The 5,286-nt window shown below is 67.6% G+C and carries 5 protein-coding genes; 1 reads left to right on the top strand and 4 read right to left on the bottom strand.

All coding sequences use genetic code 11. From position 1 onward, the window contains the following. From DM816_RS39955 to truB, 4 genes are all read right to left on the bottom strand, one after another. Positions 1 to 2,179, bottom strand: a 2,179-nt coding sequence (locus DM816_RS39955; RefSeq protein ID WP_117215666.1) for a polyribonucleotide nucleotidyltransferase, incomplete at its 3' end; no start/stop codon positions are given. 181 nt (positions 2,180 to 2,360) lie between these two features. Then, positions 2,361 to 2,630, bottom strand: coding sequence for a 30S ribosomal protein S15 (gene rpsO, locus DM816_RS39950; RefSeq protein ID WP_117215665.1), 270 nt, complete (start codon positions 2,628 to 2,630; stop codon positions 2,361 to 2,363). Positions 2,631 to 2,712: 82 nt separating this feature from the next. Next, positions 2,713 to 3,636: a bifunctional riboflavin kinase/FAD synthetase gene (locus DM816_RS39945; protein WP_117215664.1), complete on the bottom strand. Its 924-nt coding sequence runs from the start codon at positions 3,634 to 3,636 to the stop codon at positions 2,713 to 2,715. Next, positions 3,636 to 4,502, bottom strand: coding sequence for a tRNA pseudouridine(55) synthase TruB (gene truB, locus DM816_RS39940; RefSeq protein WP_170318930.1), 867 nt, complete (start codon positions 4,500 to 4,502; stop codon positions 3,636 to 3,638). The genes DM816_RS39945 and truB overlap by 1 nt, the downstream gene beginning before the upstream one ends. 29 nt (positions 4,503 to 4,531) lie before the next feature. Between truB and DM816_RS39935 the strand changes: the two genes are divergently transcribed. Then, the gene (locus DM816_RS39935; protein ID WP_117215663.1) at positions 4,532 to 4,783 is read left to right on the top strand and encodes a hypothetical protein; all 252 of its coding nucleotides are present in this window, start codon (positions 4,532 to 4,534) and stop codon (positions 4,781 to 4,783) included. Positions 4,784 to 5,286 lie beyond the last annotated feature (503 nt).

The following is a 5,286-nucleotide window of genomic DNA, read 5'->3' as shown; positions in this document are numbered from 1 at the left end:
TGCCGTCGGGGCCGATCTTGTCCAGGTAGATCTTGCCGCGATTGTCCACGTCGGCGATCATGACCTCGACCTTGTCGCCGACGTTGAGGAAGTCCTCGACCTTGTCGACCCGCTTGCCGTCGCCCACCTTGGAGATGTGCAGCAGACCATCCTTGCCCGGGGTCAGTGAGACGAACGCGCCGAACGCGGCGGTCTTGACCACCGTGCCGAGGAAGCGGTCGCCCACCTTGGGCATGGTCGGGTTGGCGATGGCGTTGATCCGGTCGACCGCCGCCTGTGCGGACGGGCCGTCGGTGGCGCCGACATAGATCGTGCCGTCGTCCTCAATCGAGATCTCGGCGCCGGTCTCGTCCTGGATCGCGTTGATGGTCTGGCCCTTCGGGCCGATCACCATGCCGATCTTGTCAACCGGGATCTTGACCATCGTGACGCGCGGCGCGTACTCACTCATCTCACCCGGGGACGCGATGGCCTGCGCCATGACGCCGAGGATGGTCTGGCGCGCCTCGTATGCCTGCTCCAGCGCACCCGCCAGCACGTCCGATGGGATGCCGTCGAGCTTGGTGTCCAGCTGCAGCGCGGTCACGAACTCCGACGTGCCGGCCACCTTGAAGTCCATGTCGCCGAACGCGTCCTCGGCGCCGAGGATGTCGGTGAGCGTCACATATTGCGTCTTGCCGTCGACCTCGTCGGAGATCAGACCCATCGCGATGCCCGCCACCGGCGCCTTCAGCGGCACACCGGCGGAAAGCAGCGACAGCGTCGACGCGCACACCGAGCCCATCGACGTGGACCCGTTGGAGCCCAACGCCTCCGACACCTGACGGATCGCGTAGGGGAACTCGCCGCGCGCCGGGAGGACCGGAATCAGGGCCCGCTCGGCGAGCGCGCCGTGGCCGATCTCGCGCCGCTTGGGCGAGCCCACCCGGCCGGTCTCGCCGGTCGAGTACGGCGGGAAGTTGTAGTTGTGCATGTAGCGCTTGGTCTTGGCCGGCGAGAGCGTGTCCAGCGCCTGCTCCATGCGCAGCATGTTGAGCGTGGTCACGCCCATGATCTGGGTCTCGCCGCGCTCGAAGATGGCCGAGCCGTGCACCCGCGGGAGCACACCCACCTCGGCGGTCAGGTCGCGGATGTCACGCAGTCCCCGCCCGTCGATGCGCACGCCGTCGCGCAGCACCCGGCTGCGGACCTCCTGCTTGGTCACCGAGCGGTAGGCCGCCGGGATCTCCTTTTCGCGCCCCTCGAACTCAGGCGCGAGCTGCTCAAGCACCTTCTCTTTGATCAGGTCGAGCGCCTCCTCGCGCTCCGCCTTGCCAGCGATCTTCAGCGCCTCGGCGATCTCGCCCGCCGCCGCGCTCTTGACCGCGGCGTAGACGTCGTCGGAGTAGTCAAGGAAGATCGGGAACTCGGCCACCGGCTTCGCGGCGATCTCGGCCAGCTCGCTCTGTGCCCGGCACAGCTCGCGGATCGCGCCCTTGGCGGCCTCCAGACCGCTGGCCACGACCTCCTCGGTCGGCGCGGTCGCCCCACCCTCGATCAGCTTGAACGTGTGCTCGGTCGCCTCGGCCTCGACCATCATCACGGCCACGTCGCCGTCGGGCAGCACCCGCCCGGCGACCACCATGTCGAAGGTGGCCCGCTCCAGCTCGTCGTGAGTCGGAAAGGCCACCCACTGGCCGTCGATGTGGGCCACCCGCGTCGCGCCGATCGGCCCGCTGAACGGCAGCCCGGAAAGCTTGGTGGACATGCTCGCCGCGTTGATCGCGACCACGTCATACGGGTGGGCCGGGTCGAGCGCGAGCACCGTCTCGATCACCTGAACCTCGTTGCGCAGCCCCTTCACGAACGACGGGCGCAGCGGACGGTCGATCAGGCGGCAGATGAGCGTGGCGTCCTCGCTGGGCCGACCCTCGCGGCGGAAGAACGAGCCGGGGATCCGGCCCGCCGCATACATCCGCTCCTCCACGTCGACGGTCAGCGGGAAGAAGTCGAACTGCTCCTTGGGCTGCTTGCTCGCGGTGGTGGTCGAAAGGACCACGGTGTCGCCCAGGCTGGCGACCACCGAACCGGCGGCCTGGCGGGCCAGGCGTCCGGTGGAGAAGGTGATCTCGCGCGTGCCGAACGCGCCGTTGTCGATCACCGCTGTGCTGGTTTGTTCGCCGAGTGTCGTCTCGGTCATGTGAGCTTCCTGCTCCTTCTCGTCGTGGCGCAACGAGGGAGCCTTTCCTTGTGCCGGTCTTCGATCGAAGCGTCCGGGGGAATCCCTCCGGACACCACTACCGAGGACCGACGGGGCCGCTCGAAGCGCCTTGCCTTTTGTAAAAGGGCCACCCTTCTGGCTAGAGGGGTGACCCTTGATGTCACCGGCGCAGGCCGAGCCGCTCCAGGAGCGACCGGTAGCGCTGGATGTCAATCTTCTGAAGGTAGGCCAGCAGCCGCTTGCGCTGACCGACCAGCAACAGCAGACCACGACGGCTGTGGTGGTCGTGCTTGTGGACCTTCAAGTGCTCGGTCAAGTCCTTGATCCGCTGAGTGAGCAGCGCCACCTGAACCTCGGGCGAACCGGTGTCGCCCTCGGTGGCGCCGAACTCCTTGATGATCTTTTCCTTGACTGCCGCTTCGAGCGCCATATTCTCCCTAACTGTGGGTTTGCCAAAGCCTCGTGCCCGCGGCGTCGTGCAGGTGAACGAGGCGTAACCGCTATTAAGGCTATCAGCCGAGAATTTGTCTCGTGCGCGCGACGTCATCAGCGATGGCGGCTACAAGCTGATCAAGACCATCGAACTTCTCCATCGCGCGCAGCCGCGCCACGAAATCGAGCGCCAGCCGCTCACCGTAGAGATCGCCGTCGAAGTCGAGCACATAGGCCTCGACCCGGCGCTCCTGCCCGGCGAAGGTGGGGTTCGTGCCGATCGACACGGCCGCCGGGAGCCGCTGCCCGCCCCGAGCCAGCCAGGCCGCATAAACCCCATCGGCCGGTATCGCGGTGAAGCGTGCGGTGAGCAGGTTGGCCGTCGGGAATCCGAGCTGCCGCCCCCGCTGGTCGCCCCGCACCACCACGCCCTCGATCCGGTGCGGCCGCCCGAGCACCCGGGCCGCCGTTTCCACGTCGCCCGCGTCCACACACGCCCGCACATAGGTCGACGAATAGACCATCCCGTCGCCGCTCACCAGCGGGGCCGGCTCGACCGCGAACCCGAACGTGCGCCCGAGCCTGGTCAGCAACGGCACGTCACCGGCCGCCCGATGCCCGAACCGGAAGTTCTCCCCGACGACGACCAGGGCCGCGTGCAGGTGCTCGACCAGCAGGTCGTGCACGAACTGCTCGGCGCTCATGCGGGAGAAGTCGAGCGTGAACGGCTGCACGCACAGTACGTCGACGCCCAGCCCGGAGATCAGCTCGGCCTTGCGCGAGGGGCTGGTGAGCACGGCCGGATGCGAGCCCGGCCGCACCACCTCCGACGGATGGGGGTCGAACGTGAGCACGAGGCTGGGCAGCTCCATCTCCTTGGCGCGCTCGACGGCGTGCCCGATCGTGGCCTGGTGTCCCATGTGGACGCCGTCGAAGGTTCCGATGGTCACTACCGAGCGGCCCCACCCGGACGGCGCCGCCTCGTATCCCCGCCAGCGCTGCATCAGCTTCCTCCCACGAGCACGATCTCCGGCCTGGCCCGGCCGTCGCGCTCGCTGAACACGGCGAGCACGGCCCCGTCGGGCCCCACCACACCGTACGGCCCGGGTTGCCCGACCGGCGGCAGTGGTCCTCCGTGGGCTACGACACGGGCCTGGTCGGCATCTATATGTCTGAGCGGCATGAGCCTTTCCAAGGCAGCGCTGACGGGTATCAGGTCGTCGGAAGCCTCGTCGATGGTGAAGTTGCCCACTCGCGTGCGGCGCAGGGCGGTCAGATGGCCGCCGACGTCCAGCGCGGCCCCGAGATCACGCGCGATGGCCCGGATATAGGTGCCCGACGAACACTCGACCTCGACATCGACGTCCGTAACATCGGTCTCGCGCCTTATCGCGAGGACGTCTATGCGCCTGATGTGCACCCGGCGCGCGGGCAGCTCGACCTGCTCACCCTGGCGCACGCGGTGATAGGACCGCACGCCCTTGATCTTGATCGCGCTCACCGCGCTGGGTACCTGATCCATCTCGCCGGTCATCCCGGCCAGTGCCGACTCGATGCCCGTGACGTCGCCGGCCGCCTTTTCGAAGGTGACCTCGCCCTCCGCATCATCGGTGATCGTCGATTGGCCGAGCCGGATGGTGGCGCGATAGACCTTGTCCGTCCCGACCACGTAGGTCAGCAGGCGGGTGGCCCGGCCGACGCCGAGGATCAGCACGCCGGTCGCCATCGGGTCCAGCGTGCCGGCATGCCCCACCTTGCGGGTGCCCAGCGTGCGCCGGGCACGGGCGACGACGTCGTGCGACGTCATGCCCGCCGGCTTGTCGACGACGAGAAGTCCATCGGGAGAGCTCACGAGCACCAAGCCTGACAGGTGGCGGCCGGTGCCCCATAATCGGGCCCATGAGCCGGCTCCCCGAATGGATGCGCGACCCTCAGCCGCCGGAGCGCACCACGCTGTCGTGGGAGATCGAGCAGTCCCTGCGGCGCAACCGGTTCAGGCAGTGGGCCGCGGCGCGGTGGGAGTGGTGGCAGAACCGTTCCCGGATCACCGCCCGCTTCCCCTGGACCACGGCCGTGCTGGCCTGGCTCATCTCGCTGGCGGTCGCCGTCGCGATCTACTATCTATTGCTCTTGGGGATGGTCGTGGATTAGGCGCTATTGGCGGGTGTCCATGGACATCTGCACGGCGCGGCGGGCCTGCTCCAGCTCCTCCTGGGTGGGCTGGGGCGGTTGCGGCTTCTTGGTGTTGGTGGGCATGGCAAAGGAACCTTCTCAAACATCGCCTGCGTTTTTGCCATCCCGAGAGATCGTCCGGGCTTGCGCGCGCCCGAGGTCGGTGGACCCCACGATTGGCGGCTGCGTCAACAAAACTATCGTTCAGGTCCAGATAGCGTTAGTTCGTTCCCACTTAGTGGACGTTCAGTGTTTTCCGCAGCGGTTGAGGTCGGATCGCTCCGCGCCCAACCTCAACCGCGCAAGAGCGGACGGCTTCGCCTGAACAGAGTTACCGCACGACCCAAGGACCGCATCACGCCCGACCTCAACCGCGCAAGAGCGGACGGCTTCGCCTGAACAGAGTTACCGCACGACCCAAGGACCGCATCACGCCCAACCTCAACCGCGCAAGAGCGGACGGCCTCGCCTGAACAGAGTTA

This window comes from Allorhizocola rhizosphaerae, from assembly GCF_003426775.1.
Classification (GTDB): Bacteria; Actinomycetota; Actinomycetes; order Mycobacteriales; family Micromonosporaceae; genus Allorhizocola; species Allorhizocola rhizosphaerae.
The sequence above is the reverse complement of the archived record's forward strand: the minus strand, read 5'-3'. Positions and strand labels throughout refer to the sequence as shown.

What these genes read in the sequence shown, in the direction of transcription:
- DM816_RS39935 (WP_117215663.1), top strand. Translation starts at nt 4,532, where the DNA reads ATGAGCCGGCTCCCCGAATGGATGCGCGACCCTCAGCCGCCGGAGCGC.
- DM816_RS39945 (WP_117215664.1), bottom strand. Translation starts at nt 3,636, where the DNA reads ATGCAGCGCTGGCGGGGATACGAGGCGGCGCCGTCCGGGTGGGGCCGC.
- rpsO (WP_117215665.1), bottom strand. Translation starts at nt 2,630, where the DNA reads ATGGCGCTCGAAGCGGCAGTCAAGGAAAAGATCATCAAGGAGTTCGGC.